The organism is Salegentibacter profundi, from assembly GCF_054121475.1.
The window spans coordinates 115,939-132,528 of the sequence record NZ_JBSYGG010000006.1; the positions used below are offsets into that span (position 1 = coordinate 115,939).

The following is a 16,590-nucleotide window of genomic DNA, read 5'->3' on the forward strand; positions in this document are numbered from 1 at the left end:
AAACAAGACTTTTTGTGAAGGAATTTGAAGATATAAGATTTTACCATGACGATGAGGTTCAACCAGCCTTAAAGGAAAATATAAAGCATCCAATGATAAAGGCGCTGCTACAGTTCACTTTTCCTGAAAAAGATTTTGCTGAAATTGAAAAGATTACCCTTGGCTGTACCTCTATCAGGGAGTTTCAAACCAGAGTGATTTACCATTCAGTGCAAAAAGTTCTGGAGCGAAGTACTGAAGGTTTGTCTTATTCAGGTTTCGAGAAACTCAATAAAAATGAGTCTTATTTTTATATTTCCAATCATCGGGATATTGTATTAGATACCTCACTTCTGAATAGTACCTTATATGAGAATGACCTGGTAATGACGGCTTCAGCCATAGGGGATAATCTGGTGCAAAAACCATTTCTGATGTTGCTTTCTCGTCTTAACAGAAACTTTTTAGTTAAACGAGGTTTAGGTCCCAGGGAAATGCTGAAAAGTTCACAAAATCTATCTAATTATATTAAACACCTTCTACTTAATGAAGGGCGCTCGGTGTGGATGGCACAACGAGAAGGGCGGACCAAGGACGGCAGTGACCATACCCAACAGGGAGTTTTAAAAATGATCGCTATGGCCAAAGGAGACCTTAGTCTAATCGAATATCTTAAGAAACTTAAAATAGTTCCAGTAGCAATTTCGTACGAATTTGATCCCACTGATAGGTTAAAAATGCCAGAAATCATGGCTAAACATATGCAGGAAACATATGTGAAATCGGCTAATGAAGATTTTATTAGTATTATGCAGGGAGCCTTAGGCAATAAAGGTCGTATCCATATTAGTGCAGGGGACATATTAGGAGAGGAGGTTCTTAATGGTATTGAGGAAAACGCTGTTTCGGTAAACGAGCAACTGAAGATTGTTGCCACTAAAATTGATGAGGCGATTTATAGAAATTATAAGCTCTGGCCTTCCAATTTTATTGCTTTTGATCTTTTGAATAACTCCAATAGATATTCTGATAAATATTCAGAAAAGGAGAAACGACAGTTTGAACGAAGAATCTCTCGGAGGATAGATATGAAAAATGCCCTCGAGGTAAATAGTTACCTGTTAATGTATGCCAACCCGGTAATCAATAAAGAAGCGCTTAATGAAGAATAAGGCTAATATTCTCCTTATTTATACCGGTGGTACTATAGGTATGATTAAAGATTACGATACCGGGGCTTTGAAGGCTTTTAACTTTGATGAATTGCTTCAGAATATTCCTGAGTTAAAGATACTTGAACATAATATCGAGACTTTAAGTTTTGAGGAGCCAATAGATTCCTCAAATATGGATCCCGAATGCTGGATGCAAATCGCCAGTACGATCAACTCTAATTTTGAGAGATACGATGGTTTTGTGATTCTCCATGGCAGCGATACTATGGCTTATACCGCCTCAGCTTTAAGTTTTATGTTTGAAAACCTGACCAAGCCTGTTATTTTTACCGGATCCCAGCTTCCCATAGGAGACCTAAGGACCGATGCCAAAGAAAATCTCATAACCAGTATTCAGATCGCAGGACTTCAGAAAAATGATCGGCCAGTCATAAGTGAGGTGGGATTATATTTTGAGTATAAACTCTACCGTGCCAACCGGAGTACTAAAATAAATGCTGAACATTTCCAGGCTTTTGCTTCAATGAATCATCCGCCATTGGCGGAATCTGGGGTTTATCTATCGGTAAATTACAATGCGCTATGGAAGCCTAACAGGAAACAGCCCACAAAGCTTCATACTAATTTTAATGACGATGTGTTAATTCTGAAAATATTCCCTGGAATTAGTGAAAGCACCATAAGGCATATTTTATCTAAAGATAATTTAAGAGGTGTTGTGCTGGAAACCTATGGAAGTGGGAATGCTCCCAGCGCTCCATGGTTTATTGATATATTAAAGGAAAAAATTGCTCAGGGTTTGTGTGTAGTTAATGTGACCCAGTGTATAGCTGGAAGTGTAAATATGGGGCAATATGAAACCAGTGTTAAGTTAAAACAGATAGGGGTGGTCTCCGGAAATGATATCACCACCGAAGCGGCTGTAGCCAAATTAATGTATTTGTTAGGAAAAGATTTAAGCCCTGAAGTTTTTAAAACTATCTTTGAAACCTCTCTGCGAGGGGAAATGTCATAAAATTAACGCCAACAACTTGATTGAGTTTATTTTTTTTTGTTATTTGGCGCACCGTTTAGAAAACGTTAAAAAAGAGAGGTGGCCGAGTGGTCGAAGGCGCACGCCTGGAAAGTGTGTATACGCCAAAAGCGTATCGAGGGTTCGAATCCCTTCCTCTCTGCTAAATTTATAATATTTTTATTAAAATTTTATTTTTATATCTTTAACCCTTTAACTAATTAAATTAAGACAAACAGCAATGAAAAGATTATTTTCTATTTTGGTAATCGCCGCGGTGATGGTGCTAGGAGCCGGAAACCTGAATGCGGCCAATAATGTGAATACATTACCTGAGACAATCGTAAATTTTGTACAGGATGATGAGGCTGCAGCTGCCGCTGACGAGGTAGAGGAAGAAAGCCTTGGTTTTCACCAGGAACTTAAAAAACGTTTTATAGAAGGTGGTCCAGCTTTTATGGGGATCGTTCTTTTGTGTTTAATTCTTGGTTTGGCTGTTGCCATTGAGAGAATTATCTTTTTAAATCTTTCCACGACCAACACCAGAAAACTGGCTCAGGATGTTGAAGATGCATTAAATAGTGGTGGAGTTGATGCTGCTAAAGAAGTATGCCGAAACACAAAAGGACCTGTTGCCTCAATATATTACCAGGGACTTGATCGAGCAGACGAAAGCATTGAAGCTGCAGAGAAAGCGGTAGTCGCTTACGGTGGTGTGCAAATGGGTCAATTGGAGAAAAATGTGTCCTGGGTATCTTTATTTATCGCCATTGCTCCTATGCTTGGTTTCATGGGAACTGTAATTGGTATGATTACTGCCTTTGATAGAATTGAAGCTGCTGGAGATATGCAACCATCACTTGTTGCTGGAGGTATTAAGGTGGCCTTACTTACTACCGTATTTGGTTTGATCGTGGCCATTATCCTTCAAATCTTTTACAACTATATAATCGCTAAGATCGATAGCATCGTAAACGATATGGAAGATGCTTCTATTACCCTTATCGATATGCTAGTAGCTTACAAAAACAAAAAAAGAATCTAAGACCAGATTAAATTATGACTTTACATAAAATATTAAAATATATAGCGCTCGTTATTGGTGTTATAGGTCTTGTCCTGCTCGGAAGGATCTTGGCCGAAAACGATGATGCTATCGAGGCCTCAGCCGATCTGCAGAACAGCCTTCTTGATCCGTTTATGTGGGTAGCTTATCTGGTATTGGCCATTGTGTTAGTACTGGTAGCCATCTTTGTACTAAAAGGCCTTTTTAAAGGAAATATTAAAAATACACTTATTTCTCTGGGCGCATTTTTGGCAGTTATCGTGATTGCCTATGTGTTAACGGAAGGTTCGCAGATGACTCTAAAAGACGGAAGTATTCTTTCAGCCAGTGGAGCGCATTGGATAAGTGCAGGATTAGTAACATTCTATATCCTTGCAGGAATTGCAATTTTAGCAATGATTTTCTCTGGAATTAAAAAATTAATGAAGTAATAATATGGCAAGAAGATCAGCACCAGAAGTTAATGCCGGCTCGATGGCCGATATTGCTTTCTTGCTTCTAATCTTCTTTTTGGTAACCACAACCATTGAGACAGATAGCGGGATTAGTAGGAAACTACCCCCGTGGCAGCCAGAAGAGCAGGAGCCGCCGGTAATTAAGCAGAGAAACATTTTCACTGTACTTGTTAATCGTAATAACGAGTTGCTTGTTGAAGATGAGTTTATGGAGATTGAAGAATTGCGTGAGGCAGCCTTCGAATTTTTAGATAATGGAGGAGGTACTGGTGAAGAGGCTTGTGATTTCTGTCAGGGCCCTGGGGATCCATCTTCATCTGTGAATCCACAGAAGGCTATTATTTCATTGGTTAATAACCGAGGTACCGAATACGGAACCTATATCGCTGTTCAAAATGAACTGGTAGCGGCTTACAACCAATTGAGAGATAGAGAAGCTGAACGTATGTATGGAAAATCCTATACCCAGATGGAAAAGGAATATAATGATCCTAACTACACCGGGAATAAGGATAAACTGAAAGAACAAATTGAGGTTATTAAAGACATGATACCTCAAAAACTTTCTGAAGCAGAGCCAACAAGTTAACAGGCTTACAAACAAAACTTAAAATTTGAGACTTAATTATGTCTAAATTCAAAAAGAAAACAAACGAAGGACAACCTGCTATTAGTACAGCATCCCTGCCGGATATTGTGTTTATGTTACTGTTCTTCTTTATGGTGGTAACCGTAATGCGCCAGAACACATTGATGGTGCAGAACAAATTGCCATATGCTGATCAGGTTGAAAAACTTGATAAAAAGGATTTGGTGATGTATATCTATGCAGGAAAACCAAGTCCGCGTTATCAACAACGTTTTGGAACTGAAGCCAGAATCCAGTTAAATGATAAGTTTGCGGATGTAAGTGAAGTTCAACAGTTTATTTTCTCTGAAAGAGAAACTAAACGTGAAGAATTGATTCCCTATTTAACTACCGCCTTAAAGGTGGATGAAGAAACAAATATGGGATTGGTTTCAGATATCAAACAGGAATTAAGAAAAGCCGAAGCGCTTAAAATTAATTATACCACATTACAAGGCGATGCTTTAAGAAACATGGAATAACGCAAAGCCTTTGATCTTTTCAAAACTGTAAAAACATCCTGCCTTAATTAAATTTTGGCAGGATGTTTTTTTATATTTAATACTTAATTATTCAATCAGATGGATTGGTTTAGGCTTTTTTTCTTTCTTTTTCTTTTGATGCCCTCAATGCTCACTGGTCAGATAGATGAACAGGATCAAACAAAAAAAATCCCGGATTCCGTTCCGTCAGTCATTGATAGTTTATATCGTGAGGATCAGTTTTATATTGGGCTAACTTTTAACCTAATTGATCAAAAGCCTTCCACTATTTCCCAATCGAGTTTTTCCGGGGGACTGCACCTTGGTTTTATACGAGATTTCCCCATTAATAAAGAAAGAGATATTTCTTTGGGGGCAGGTTTAGGCTGGTCACTAAATAGTTTCGGACATAATTTATTTATCGGTCAAACTGGAAATGGGGAAAGCATTTTTAGAAGCCTAGACAGAAACTTTGATTACGACACAAACCGATTTACCACTCAACTTATAGAAGCCCCTATTGAATTTCGTTGGCGTACTTCTTCGGCTGAGAGTTATAAATTCTGGCGGGTTTATACAGGACTAAAATTTGGTTATATCTATAAATTCAAGTCGAACTTTGTCCAACCGGGTAACCAGGTCGTACAATATGACCTTCCCGAATTAAATCGATTCAGGTTGGGGGCCAACCTTACCTTTGGCTATAATACTTTTAATTTTCATTTTTATTACAGTCTCAATCCTCTCTTTAGCGATGCTAAGGTGGATAATTCTGAAATTGGGATGCATCTGGTTCGTATAGGCCTTATGTTTTACATCCTATAGCCAGAATCTCCATAGAATTAATTGAGGCAAAAATCCTGTCAGAACTCCGAGTAATAGTTCTGCCGGAGTATGAGCCTTGTAATATAGTCGGGAGGAACCAGTTAATCCGATCGCCAGAATTAAAAAAAGGATGCTATAAACAAGGTTTATACGGTAATGAATACTAATGCCTGCCAGGAACATGATAAGGCCAGCCAGTCCCATCATATGGAGGCTTATTTTTATTTTGAAAATGGTACAAAGATATGCTACTACTGCTGAAGCCAATATCCCGGCAAAATAGTAGAATAGGGCAGGATAATTGTATGCATTTAGAATCTGGTTTAGTATCATTAAAAGCAATAGGATAAAGAAAAAAAGAGGCCATTTCCGTTCTTTTGTTTGCTGCATGAAGATTCCTCCTACCTTTCCCAGATTACGAAGTAAGAAATAAAAGACGATTGGGATAAAAATGGTGAGAATAGCAATGGCTAGTAATTTAGCCTGAATCACCCCCAAAGGAAAAAATCGAGGGGTAATTAAGAAGTAAAATAGGCTTCCTCCCAGTGGCATCCATATAGGATGAAAAATATAGGACGCACTTTTTAATAGAAAATTCATTAAATTTCCTTTCGTAAACGTGCCACCGGAATATCGAGTTGTTCCCTGTATTTAGCTACCGTGCGACGGGCGATAGGATAACCTTTATCCTTTAATACTTTAGCTAGTTTCTCATCCGTTAATGGTTTTTTCTTATTTTCTTCTTCTATTGACATTTCAAGGATCTTTTTTATCTCTCGAGTCGAGACATCTTCACCTTGGTCATTCTTCATCGATTCAGAAAAAAACTCTTTTATAAGTTTTGTCCCATAAGGGGTATCTACATATTTACTATTAGCTACCCTGGAAACTGTAGAAACATCCATACCAATTTCATCGGCGATATCCTTAAGAATCATTGGTCGGAGATTACGTTCATCCCCAGTTAGGAAATACTCCTTCTGATAGTTCATTATAGCACTCATTGTGACCATAAGGGTTTGCTGGCGTTGTTTAATGGCTTCAATAAACCATTTTGCTGAATCCAGTTTCTGCTTGATGAACATCACCGCATCTTTCTGGTCCTTGGTCTTTTCTTTCGATTCTTTATACCCTTTAAGCATATCACTGTAATCCCGGGAAACATGCATTTGAGGTGCGTTTCTTCCGTTCAATGTTAATTCTAGGTCTCCATCAACAATTTTAATGGTAAAATCGGGAATAACATGTTCCACTATTCTGGTATTCCCTGAATAAGAACCTCCGGGTTTGGGGTTCAAATGCTCGATAACGTCGATGGCTTCTCTTAATTCGTCCTCGCTTATGTCATGTCGGGAAAGGAGTTTCGTATAATGCTTTTTGCTAAAGAGATCAAAGGATCTTTTCAGGATATCGGTTGCAAGCTGAACGGCCTTAGTAGGTTCGCGTCTGTCTAATTGAAGTAACAAACATTCCTGTAATGATCGGGCGCCAACTCCGGCAGGATCCAGAGCCTGGACTTTTTTGAGCACATTTTCAATAGTTTGTTCATCGGTGTAGATGTTTTGAGTAAAAGCAAGATCATCAACCACATCTTGTAATTCTCTCCTGAGATAACCACTTTCATCTATACTTCCTACAAGAAAATCTGCGATCTCTTCTTCATTATCGTTGAATCTTAAAGTGGATAATTGGGTTTTTAAATATTGTGTAAATGATGTTCCCGAGGCATAGGGCACACTTTTCTCATCATCATCTGCACTGTAATTGTTTGCCTGAAGTCTGTAATTAGGGATTTCATCATCACTAAGGTATTCATCTACATCAATTTCTGTTTCAATAGTATCATTGTCGTAGTCTTCCTCATTTTCAGTCGAAAAATCTTCTTCATATTCATCTTCATTTTCTATTTTGCCATCTTCCAGGGCAGGGTTTTCCTCCAATTCTTCCTTTACCCTTTGTTCAAAAGCCTGGGTGGGAAGCTGTATAAGCTTCATCAGTTGTATTTGCTGAGGAGAGAGCTTCTGTGAGAGTTTTAGGTTTAATTGTTGTTTGAGCATAATCATAATTTTGCCTTAGTACAAAAATAAGCAAAACAAGCCAACACTGGGGTTTGGCATAGTAAATGATTGTGGTAAAATTTTGTTAAGTAAGTCTACTTAATCCTTCGATATTTATGAATTTTTTGGGAAGTGGAGCTACAATATTTAACCATTGGCACGTTACGGGATGTTGAAATTCCAGGCTGCTGGCAACTAGGAATAATCCATCGGGTTTAAACGCCCTAATTTCATTGCCATACAATTTATCCCCTACGAGAGGAAACCCTGCTTTCATTAGATGAATCCTGATCTGGTGAGTTCTTCCTGTCTTTGGACTAGCAGAAACTATAGAAAAATATTTTCCCTTGATCTGAAAGCTTTTTATTAATGAAATCTCTGTTTGCGATCCTTTACCTTCTATTTTAAAATGAAGATCTTTTTTCTCCGGAAATTTTCCTTCCACTAAAGCCGTATAGGTTTTCTGAATCTTCTTCTCTTCAAAATCTTTCTGAAGCTTACGAAGGCTATTCCCGGTTTTTGCGATTAGTAGTAAACCTGAAGTGGGATTGTCCAGCCTGTGAGCCGGTTGTGGCGTAGGAAGAGCCGTTGCAATTTTTGAGGGTTTTAAATTAAAAGGTAGCGCATTGGCAATGGTCTTAAAATAGTTACCGCTAGTTGGATAGCCTGGCGGTTTATTTACCACGGCGATATGATCATCTTCAAAATGCACTTCCAGCTTTAGACTGAAAATTTTTTGTGGGACTTCCTGTTTAAAGAGTTCTATTTTTTGCCCTTCCTTAATCCAATCTCCGGTATTGGCAGGCTCGCAGTCAATTTTTATTTCGCCACGTTTAATGGCCTTTTTAATGCTGCTTTTGGTGGGGGCAGTCTGGAAGATGGAAACCGCATATTCCTGCAGCCGAATATCTTTTACGCCTGCAGGAACTATATGAGTTTCAATGAGTTTCAAATATTAAAATTCAGCGTTTTGCGGGGTTCTCGGGAAAGGAATTACATCTCTGATGTTGCCCATGCCAGTAACAAACTGCACTAAACGTTCAAATCCAAGACCGAAACCGCTATGGACGCAGGTCCCAAACTTTCTGGTATCCAGATACCACCAAAGTTCATCCTCGTCTATGTCGAGTTCTTTCATTTTGTTTTTCAATACCTCGAGACGTTCTTCCCTTTGTGAGCCACCAACGATCTCCCCGATTCCGGGGAAGAGAATATCCATAGCTCTCACGGTTTTTCCGTCCTCATTAAGACGCATATAAAATGCCTTGATATTTGCCGGATAATCAAACAAGATCACGGGACACTTAAAATGTTTTTCAACCAGGTAGCGTTCGTGTTCGCTCTGAAGATCGGCACCCCAATCCTCAATAACATAATTAAATTTTTTCTTTTTATTAGGCTTACTGTTTTTCAGGATCTCAATGGCCTCGGTATAGCTTACTCTTTTAAAGTTATTATCGAGAACAAAATGAAGTTTTTCCAGCAGGGTCATTTCACTTCGTTCTTTCTGAGGTTTGGTTTTGTCTTCATTTTGAAGCCTTTGCTCTAGAAATTCCAGATCATCTTTGCAATTCTCAAGAATATATTTCAGCACATATTTGATAAAATCTTCAGCTAAATCCATATTCCCATCCAAATCACAGAAAGCCACTTCAGGTTCTATCATCCAGAATTCCGCCAGGTGTCTTGAGGTATTGGAATTTTCTGCTCGAAATGTCGGTCCAAAGGTATAAACCTGGCCTAGTCCAAGGGCATAGGTCTCTGCTTCCAACTGTCCTGAAACTGTTAAGTTCGTTTCTTTTCCAAAGAAATCTTTTTTAAAATCAATATTGCCATCCTCTTCTTTAGGTGGATTTTTTAAATCAAAGGCAGTCACCTTAAACATTTCACCGGCTCCTTCTGCATCACTACCGGTTATTATAGGTGTATTTACATAATGGAAATTATTTTGCTGAAAATAACTATGTACGGCAAATGATAATTTAGAACGTACACGCATTACGGCACCAAATGTATTAGTCCGTACCCTTAAATGTGCTTGTTCGCGAAGTTTTTCGAGGCTGTGACGTTTGGGTGAAAGGATGGTTAGCTTTACATCTTCCGGGTTGGCATCTCCCAGTACTTCCAATTCCTTTACCTCTATTTCCACACGTTGTTGGCTGCCTTTACTTTCTATAAGTGTACCAAGAACTCGAATAGATGCTCCTACACTAACCCTTTTTAAGAGATCCTCATTGAAATTTTCGAAATCTACAACACATTGTAGGTTGTTGATAGTTGAACCATCATTCATCGCGATAAAACGATTGCTTCTGAATGAGCGTACCCAACCTTTTACTTCAAATTCCTGTAAAAACTGATTGCTGGCTAATATTTCAGCAATTTTTGCTTGTATCATTTATGTTAGATTTAGAAAGAAACAAAGATAATTTTTCCGTTTATGCTTAGCAAGTAAGCGCTTTATTTTGAAAGCTATTCGACTTAATAATTTTATTTGGAGTGATTCTTCTCTTCATTTATGATCTCCTGTTCATCCTCTTCGCTTTCAATGATGTTCATTGCGGGTTCCTTCATTACCTCCTTATTGGCTATACTTCGTTCCAGAGACAATAACAGTGAAGGCAACAATAATAAATTAGAAAGCATAGCAAAAAGTAAAGTTGCAGAAACCAGACCGCCTAGAGCTACTGTCCCACCATAGCTACTGATCATAAAGACTGAAAACCCAAAGAAAAGAACAATAGAGGTATAAAACATACTTACTCCGGTTTCTTTCAATGCGGCATAAACCGACCGCTTAATTTTCCAATTATTGGCCTTGAGTTCCTGTCTGTATTTTGCTAAGAAATGTATGGTATCATCTACCGATATTCCAAAAGCAATACTAAAAACAAGAATGGTAGAAGGTTTTATAGGGATACCTAAGAAACCCATCATGCCTGCCGTTACCAGTAATGGCAGTAAATTAGGAACCAGAGAGATTAATATCATCCTAAATGATCTAAATAGCCATGCCATAAAAAGGGCAATAAGCAATATGGCCAGGGACAAAGAAATAACCAGGTTTTTGACCAGGTAATTTGTTCCTTTTTGAAAAATGAGTGCTTTTCCTGTCAGGGAAACATCATATCGTTCCTCGGGGAATATTTTATTGATTTCAGGCCAAAGATTCTCTTCAATCCGTTCCATCTTGTCGGTTCCAATATCTTTCATATAGGTTGTAATTCTGGCATACTGACCGGTTGAATCCACATAGGAATTCAAAAGTTCTGCTCCCGAGGACATACCCTTGGTATAAGGCATAATGAAATTTTGTTCCTGCGATGTGGGAAGTTGAAAGTATTTAGGATTGCCGTTATAATATGCCTGTTTGCTGTATTTCACCAATCTTACTACGGAAAGGGGTTTGGACAGTTCAGGGACATCGGTGATTTCCTCTTCCAGGCGTTCTAGTCGTTTCAAAGTGGAAAGTTTCAATACTCCTTTAGGACGCTTTGTATCAACAAGAATTTCCAGGGGCATTACTCCATCGAATTCTTCTTCGAAAAATTTAATATCCTGGAAAAAAGTGGCCTCCTGAGGCATGTCCTCCAGAAGACTCCCCGAAATCTTAATAGTGTAAATGCCGATAATACTAAATACCAGTAAAAAAACTGAAATGATATATATTGCAATCCTGTGATGGCGCACCATCCGTTCCATCCAGTCCACAAACCCTCCTATCCACCTTTTGTTAAGGTGTTTTAGATGTTTGTCTTTCGGAATGGACATATAGCTATAGATAATGGGAATAATAAGAAGACTTAGCACAAAAATTGCCAAAATATTTATGGAAGCCACTAAACCAAATTCCTTAAGCAAGGTGCTGTCAGTGAGGATGAAAGTTGCAAATCCAGAGGCAGTAGTCACATTGGTCATTAGGGTGGCATTCCCCACTTTTGTAATTACCCTTTGTAGTGATTTGGCCTGATTACCGTGTTTTTTTATTTCCTGTTGATATTTATTGATCAAGAAGATACAATTGGGAATTCCTATTACTATAATAAGTGGTGGAATTAAAGCGGTAAGTACCGTGATCTCATAATGTAGTAATCCAATCACGCCAAAAGCCCACATTACCCCGATACATACGGTTATCATTGAAATTACTGTAGCCCGTACCGACCGAAAGAAGAAAAAGAAAATCAGGGACGTTACACTTAGGGCAGCAAGAATAAAAAGTCCAATTTCATCAATTATATTTTGGGAGTTAAGGGTACGGATATAAGGCATTCCGGAAACTTTAACGTCAATGCCGTGCATTTCCTCAAACTCCCTAATAAGAGGCCTTAATTTTTTCAGAACAAAATCTTTCCTTTCTACCGAATTAACTATTTCCTTATTTATATAAAGGGCAGACTGAATGGTGTTAGAATGCGAACTGTAAACGAGATTTTCATAAAAAGGAAGCGCAGTGAAGAGTTCGTTCTCATAGGCATTGAGCTCTTCCTTATCGGGTTTGTCCTCTTCGATAAATGGAACCATTTCAAAACGGTTCGGATCGTTAAACTTTTTTAGCTTTTTTAAATTGCTTATAGAGATCACGTGATCTACCTCAGGGTAATTTTCAAGCTCCTGGTTAAGAGCTGTCCAGGCCTGAAACTTTTCAGGGGTAAACAATGAGGAATCCTTAACCCCAAGAATCACGAGATTGCCTTCTTCTCCAAAAGTATCGAGAAAGGAATTATAAGTTAAATTAGCCTGGTGTTCATCAGGCAATAAATTGGCTTCCGTATAAGAAAACTTCATGTATTTCCATTGGGTAGCCAGAAATGCAGTGGCGGCCAATACCAGGAATATTATAATAATTCTATTGCGAAGAATTAATCTTGCAACAGAATTCCAGAAGCCAAAGCTGAAAATTTTGGACATGGGTGAGATTTAAACGAGCGCAAAGGTATAAAAAGCCACACTAAATAGCGGATTAATAACTGTAAAGTATAGGCTTTAGATCTTTAGCTGGAAAGTGAATTTAAATGCGAAGTTCTGTTTGAAACCCGGTAGGTTATAACTACCATAACGGTAAGCACTTCCCAGGCCAAAACCAGCCAGAATATTATTCACCTCGACTCCCACTTCTGAATATAGTTGATCCAGGGTTTTAAACGAAATATTTGCGTGATTTTCAGGATTTTTAAATGTTCCGATGGCGTGACGGGATATCAGTACAATTTCCGGTTTGCTAAACCTGTTGAGTTCGATTGGTCGGAATTGATGCTTAATATGAAGCATTACCTGGCGGTCACTGAAGAATTCATTGTAATACATGGTTTCAAAGCTTGTATGTCCGGCTACTGAGAAACGCTCTAAGATTTCGCTTTGATTACCATTATTAGGGTAGGCGTGAAAAGCATGGGTGAGCGGCAGGTCCCCAGTAGCATAATTACCTTCCAGAATAAATTCGGTGCGGGACTTATCTAACCTCCTTATCTCATGTTCTATTTTTAATCCGGCCTTGAAGAAATTGAAATCACCCTTCATAAATCCAGAAAAAGCCTGGGTGAGCTGTCCAGTGAATTTCGGGTATCCCTTTTCTATCAGGATATTTTTTGTTGGGGTACTTAAAAAACGTGCAAATGGACGCCATAAAAAAGAAAAGGTGGCCTGGCTAAGCTTATAATCTTGCAATTGTTGCTCATTGTGGATATAGGCGTACTCCCGAATATTGGTGATATTACTTTGACTTATTTGTAATTCACTATTTATCGAAGGGGTAAACCTATGGGTGAGGCTTCCACTAATGGTTTTATCAGTATAGAAAAAACTGATGTTCACAAAACGAGGTTCAATTACTGAGAATTCATTAACCCCTTGCAGATAATTGAAACTACCCACTTCAATAATATCGCTCGAATAGTTAAATTTCAAGTTAGTTCCACTTGGTTTAAAAAGTGCTATTTTGGTGCCTACACCATATTTTAGAACTTCATCTTTAAAACCATATACCGAGTAAGCGTTAAGATTGAATTTATCTGAAAACCTATTGTTAGTTTTTCCTCCGACTCCCAGACGTATTCCTTCGTAGTTATTAAATTTCAAAAATTTCCCTAGGTCAAAATCCCAGAAACCCACTGGAAAGTATCCCGTGCCAATGGTGTTTTTGATTCCGATCCGGCGTTCCACATCTTTTTTCTTAACCAATTCAACTACTCTTTCTTCTAAATTTTTATCTGAATAAGTAAAAGGCTGCTGTCGGTTTTCTTGCCAGAATTCTTTATCTGGATTAAAGGCTTCGGGAGCAACCTCTACCTGGGCAGAGATACCTTTAATGTTATTTTTGGTGTTTAATTGAATTTCATAATTTGTGCTGGTAGAGTTAAGATAGAGTCCGGATTCAAAATCCTTACCTGCAATAACGGTACTGATTATGTCTCCACCGCCCTGAAGTCGGCCGGTAGATATGACTCCTCCAAAAACCGAAATGTCTTTGCCTCCTCTACCTGGTCTTATCCGGGTAACTTGCTTCTTTGGGAACCAAAGATTTTCTTTCTCAAAATATTCATATTCCTGATCGATTTCCAGTTTAATCGCACCGAGTAGCTGTGCTTTGGCTTTTTGAATGGCGAAACTTTTGGAGTCCAGATATAAGATCCCTTCCAAACCTGCAACGGCATGCTCTCTTTTTGGCTTAAAGTGCACCACGATGGCTGGTCTTGCACCTGTGGTAGTATCTATAATTTTAAAATCATAATTCCGGAAAGCTTTTTTGGAAAGTGGTCCTGCGTATTGAGTCTCAAAAATGGTATAATCCTTTTTATAGAGTGAGAAGGGATTTACGGAAAGCGTAAGTATCTCATATACGGGTTTTTTAAAACCTGCATTTTTCATTCCTAAAACTAATTCTTTTAGCCCCCGACCCTGCTCAAAATGATATTGAGATACTTTTTCTGAAAAATAAGCTGCCCCGGTTTGAATAATTGTCTCTACTTCAGCCATAGTGCTGTCAGTCTCCAGGCTAATTTGGTTATTTTCATTATCGATGAGGAATTTATTGTAGCTTCTGAAACTAAATGAATTTAAAGCTTTTTCAGGATCATTCTGATTTCTTTTAGAAATTGCTTTTCTGATAAGGCTGTTTGCTGGATTTTCTTCTGAATTCAAAAAAACGGCCTCCAGATTTTCAGTAAAAGGTCTCAACCTGATAAAGATGAATTCTGTCGCAGCCGAAAGTTGGATAGTTCTTGAAGAAAAACCAACATAAGAAAAAGTGGCTTCAGTTATAGTATCTCTCAGGGTAATTGAAAATGAACCGTCAATATTGGTAAGACCTGGCGGCTCATCCCCAACGGAGATTTTTGCATAGGGAAGTGGCTCCCCCGTGGCAGCGTTTACTACCCGGCCGGAAATTGTATGCTGAGCAATAGCACTAGTAAAAGAAACAATACAAACGATAGCAAGTATAAGGCATAGACGCATATTATCTCTTTACAGGTGAGGTTAAATTTCTGGAATTTAGTCCTAAAATAAAAATTGTCTGACAGGCTTGGGCAAGCCGATCAGACAATTGTATGTTAAATTATTAAAAGCCGCTTTGCTAGACGGTCATGATCTCTTTTTCCTTAACCTCTAGGATTCTATCGACCTTGGCAATGTAGGCGTCTGTTAACTCCTGAACTTCATCCTCAGAAGTTCTGAGAAGGTCCTCTGAGATATCAAGTTTTTTAAGTTCGTTGTTGGCTGATTTTCGATCGTTACGAACTCCAACCTTTGCATCTTCGGCTTCAGCTTTTGCTTGTTTTGTAAGTTGCTTTCTTCTTTCTTCAGTTAATGGTGGTACACTTATTATTACATTTTCACCATTGTTCATGGGGTTAAAACCTAGATTGGCCTGCATGATCCCTTTTTCGATCTCACCTATAAGGCTTTTCTCAAAAGGTTGAATGGAAATGGTCCGCGCATCGGGGGTATTCACATTGGCCACCTGGTTAAGTGGTGTTTGTGAACCGTAATATTCTACCATTACACTTCCAACCATCGATGGACTGGCTTTTCCGGCCCTGATATTGGCTAGTTGTTTTTTTAGATGGGCTATGGCTTTTTCCATTCCCTCTTTGGCACTATCAATAATAAATTCAATTTCGTCTTCCATCTTTATAAAGTTTAAAATGCAGGTTTTTTGAACTATAGATTTACTTTGGTTCCAATATTTTCTCCGGTTACAACTCTTAGAAGGTTACCGGGGGTATTCATGTCAAAAACAATAATGGGTAATTCGTTTTCCTGGCTTAAGGTAAAAGCCGTCGTGTCCATCACCTTTAGACCTTTACGGATCACATCATCAAAGGTAATATAATCAAATTTGGTTGCTTTGGTATCCTTTTCGGGATCCGCGGTGTATATTCCATCGACGCGGGTTCCTTTTAGAATGACATCAGCGTGAATTTCTATTGCTCTTAAAACGGCTGCGGAATCGGTTGTGAAGTAAGGATTTCCAGTACCTCCACCAAAGATGACAACCCGACCTTTTTCAAGATGTCTAATCGCTCTTCTTCTGATAAATGGTTCAGCGACTTCATTGATGTGGATGGCTGATTGCAGGCGGGTTTGCACCTCGGCATCTTCAAGTGCACCCTGAAGTGCTAGGCCATTAATTACGGTAGCAAGCATTCCCATGTGGTCTCCCTGTACGCGGTCCATGCCTTTACTTGCTCCGGCGACGCCTCGGAAAATATTTCCACCACCAATTACAATTGCGACTTCAACACCTTTATCTGTTACCGATTTAATTTCTTTAGCATATTCTGCCAATCTAATTGGATCAATGCCATATTGGCGGTCTCCCATTAAAGCTTCACCCGATAATTTTAAAAGTATTCTTTTATACTGCATAGCCGGTTTTTGATTAATTGCTGCAAATATAGGTATAATCTTA

At 38.6% G+C, this 16,590-nt stretch carries 15 protein-coding genes and 1 tRNA gene; 8 read left to right on the forward strand and 8 right to left on the reverse strand.

What is annotated here, in order from left to right; genetic code table 11:
- The first annotated feature begins 14 nt into the window (after positions 1 to 14).
- From ACW6NC_RS09950 to ACW6NC_RS09985, 8 genes are all read left to right on the forward strand, one after another.
- Complete coding sequence (locus tag ACW6NC_RS09950) at positions 15 to 1,151, forward strand: 1-acyl-sn-glycerol-3-phosphate acyltransferase (RefSeq protein WP_457865679.1); 1,137 nt, start codon at positions 15 to 17, stop codon at positions 1,149 to 1,151.
- Positions 1,141 to 2,169 (forward strand): asparaginase, encoded by a 1,029-nt coding sequence (locus ACW6NC_RS09955; protein WP_457865680.1) that lies wholly within the window; start codon positions 1,141 to 1,143, stop codon positions 2,167 to 2,169. Before ACW6NC_RS09950 ends, ACW6NC_RS09955 begins: the two co-directional genes overlap by 11 nt.
- Positions 2,170 to 2,241: 72 nt before the next feature.
- A tRNA-Ser gene (locus tag ACW6NC_RS09960) sits at positions 2,242 to 2,329 on the forward strand.
- 78 nt (positions 2,330 to 2,407) lie between these two features.
- Entirely contained in the window at positions 2,408 to 3,211 is an 804-nt protein-coding gene (locus tag ACW6NC_RS09965) for a MotA/TolQ/ExbB proton channel family protein (protein ID WP_457865681.1), read from the forward strand.
- A 14-nt stretch (positions 3,212 to 3,225) separates the two neighbouring features.
- Complete coding sequence (locus tag ACW6NC_RS09970) at positions 3,226 to 3,663, forward strand: hypothetical protein (RefSeq protein ID WP_457865682.1); 438 nt, start codon at positions 3,226 to 3,228, stop codon at positions 3,661 to 3,663.
- 4 nt (positions 3,664 to 3,667) lie between these two features.
- On the forward strand, positions 3,668 to 4,276 hold the full coding sequence (locus ACW6NC_RS09975) for an ExbD/TolR family protein (RefSeq protein ID WP_457865683.1): 609 nt from the start codon (positions 3,668 to 3,670) through the stop codon (positions 4,274 to 4,276).
- A 38-nt stretch (positions 4,277 to 4,314) separates the two neighbouring features.
- Entirely contained in the window at positions 4,315 to 4,797 is a 483-nt protein-coding gene (locus ACW6NC_RS09980; protein ID WP_457865684.1) for an ExbD/TolR family protein, read from the forward strand.
- A gap of 99 nt (positions 4,798 to 4,896) precedes the next feature.
- A complete protein-coding gene (locus ACW6NC_RS09985) occupies positions 4,897 to 5,622 on the forward strand; it encodes a porin family protein (protein ID WP_457865685.1) in 726 nt (241 codons plus the stop codon).
- Here the strand turns inward: ACW6NC_RS09985 and ACW6NC_RS09990 are convergent.
- The 8 genes from ACW6NC_RS09990 to pyrH all read right to left on the reverse strand — a co-directional run bounded on the left by ACW6NC_RS09990 (position 5,617) and on the right by pyrH (position 16,547).
- Positions 5,617 to 6,222, reverse strand: coding sequence for a hypothetical protein (locus ACW6NC_RS09990; RefSeq protein WP_457865687.1), 606 nt, complete (start codon positions 6,220 to 6,222; stop codon positions 5,617 to 5,619). The two genes, ACW6NC_RS09985 and ACW6NC_RS09990, sit on opposite strands and share 6 nt — an antisense overlap.
- Positions 6,222 to 7,679, reverse strand: coding sequence for an RNA polymerase factor sigma-54 (gene rpoN, locus ACW6NC_RS09995; protein ID WP_457865689.1), 1,458 nt, complete (start codon positions 7,677 to 7,679; stop codon positions 6,222 to 6,224). Before rpoN ends, ACW6NC_RS09990 begins: the two co-directional genes overlap by 1 nt.
- Before the next feature lie 85 nt (positions 7,680 to 7,764).
- Positions 7,765 to 8,631: an RluA family pseudouridine synthase gene (locus tag ACW6NC_RS10000; RefSeq protein WP_457865691.1), complete on the reverse strand. Its 867-nt coding sequence runs from the start codon at positions 8,629 to 8,631 to the stop codon at positions 7,765 to 7,767.
- 3 nt (positions 8,632 to 8,634) lie between these two features.
- Positions 8,635 to 10,077 (reverse strand): asparagine--tRNA ligase, encoded by a 1,443-nt coding sequence (gene asnS / locus ACW6NC_RS10005; RefSeq protein ID WP_457865692.1) that lies wholly within the window; start codon positions 10,075 to 10,077, stop codon positions 8,635 to 8,637.
- A gap of 92 nt (positions 10,078 to 10,169) precedes the next feature.
- Positions 10,170 to 12,590 (reverse strand): efflux RND transporter permease subunit, encoded by a 2,421-nt coding sequence (locus ACW6NC_RS10010; protein WP_457865694.1) that lies wholly within the window; start codon positions 12,588 to 12,590, stop codon positions 10,170 to 10,172.
- 75 nt (positions 12,591 to 12,665) lie between these two features.
- Positions 12,666 to 15,134 carry a DUF5686 family protein gene (locus tag ACW6NC_RS10015; protein WP_457865695.1) on the reverse strand — a complete coding sequence of 823 codons (2,469 nt, stop codon included), beginning with the start codon at positions 15,132 to 15,134 and terminating at the stop codon, positions 12,666 to 12,668.
- A 118-nt stretch (positions 15,135 to 15,252) separates the two neighbouring features.
- Complete coding sequence (frr, locus tag ACW6NC_RS10020; RefSeq protein ID WP_457865697.1) at positions 15,253 to 15,807, reverse strand: ribosome recycling factor; 555 nt, start codon at positions 15,805 to 15,807, stop codon at positions 15,253 to 15,255.
- A gap of 32 nt (positions 15,808 to 15,839) precedes the next feature.
- Positions 15,840 to 16,547: a UMP kinase gene (gene pyrH, locus ACW6NC_RS10025; RefSeq protein ID WP_457865699.1), complete on the reverse strand. Its 708-nt coding sequence runs from the start codon at positions 16,545 to 16,547 to the stop codon at positions 15,840 to 15,842.
- Between the last annotated feature and the right edge of the window lie 43 nt (positions 16,548 to 16,590).

Bases quoted from the DNA above. Each gene is read 5' to 3' on its own strand.
- pyrH (WP_457865699.1), bottom strand. From the start codon at position 16,547: ATGCAGTATAAAAGAATACTTTTAAAATTATCGGGTGAAGCTTTAATG.
- ACW6NC_RS10010 (WP_457865694.1), bottom strand. From the start codon at position 12,590: ATGTCCAAAATTTTCAGCTTTGGCTTCTGGAATTCTGTTGCAAGATTA.
- ACW6NC_RS09980 (WP_457865684.1), top strand. From the start codon at position 4,315: ATGTCTAAATTCAAAAAGAAAACAAACGAAGGACAACCTGCTATTAGT.
- ACW6NC_RS09975 (WP_457865683.1), top strand. From the start codon at position 3,668: ATGGCAAGAAGATCAGCACCAGAAGTTAATGCCGGCTCGATGGCCGAT.
- ACW6NC_RS09985 (WP_457865685.1), top strand. From the start codon at position 4,897: ATGGATTGGTTTAGGCTTTTTTTCTTTCTTTTTCTTTTGATGCCCTCA.
- frr (WP_457865697.1), bottom strand. From the start codon at position 15,807: ATGGAAGACGAAATTGAATTTATTATTGATAGTGCCAAAGAGGGAATG.
- ACW6NC_RS09970 (WP_457865682.1), top strand. From the start codon at position 3,226: ATGACTTTACATAAAATATTAAAATATATAGCGCTCGTTATTGGTGTT.
- ACW6NC_RS09955 (WP_457865680.1), top strand. From the start codon at position 1,141: ATGAAGAATAAGGCTAATATTCTCCTTATTTATACCGGTGGTACTATA.
- ACW6NC_RS10015 (WP_457865695.1), bottom strand. From the start codon at position 15,134: ATGCGTCTATGCCTTATACTTGCTATCGTTTGTATTGTTTCTTTTACT.
- ACW6NC_RS09990 (WP_457865687.1), bottom strand. From the start codon at position 6,222: ATGAATTTTCTATTAAAAAGTGCGTCCTATATTTTTCATCCTATATGG.
- rpoN (WP_457865689.1), bottom strand. From the start codon at position 7,679: ATGCTCAAACAACAATTAAACCTAAAACTCTCACAGAAGCTCTCTCCT.
- ACW6NC_RS09965 (WP_457865681.1), top strand. From the start codon at position 2,408: ATGAAAAGATTATTTTCTATTTTGGTAATCGCCGCGGTGATGGTGCTA.
- asnS (WP_457865692.1), bottom strand. From the start codon at position 10,077: ATGATACAAGCAAAAATTGCTGAAATATTAGCCAGCAATCAGTTTTTA.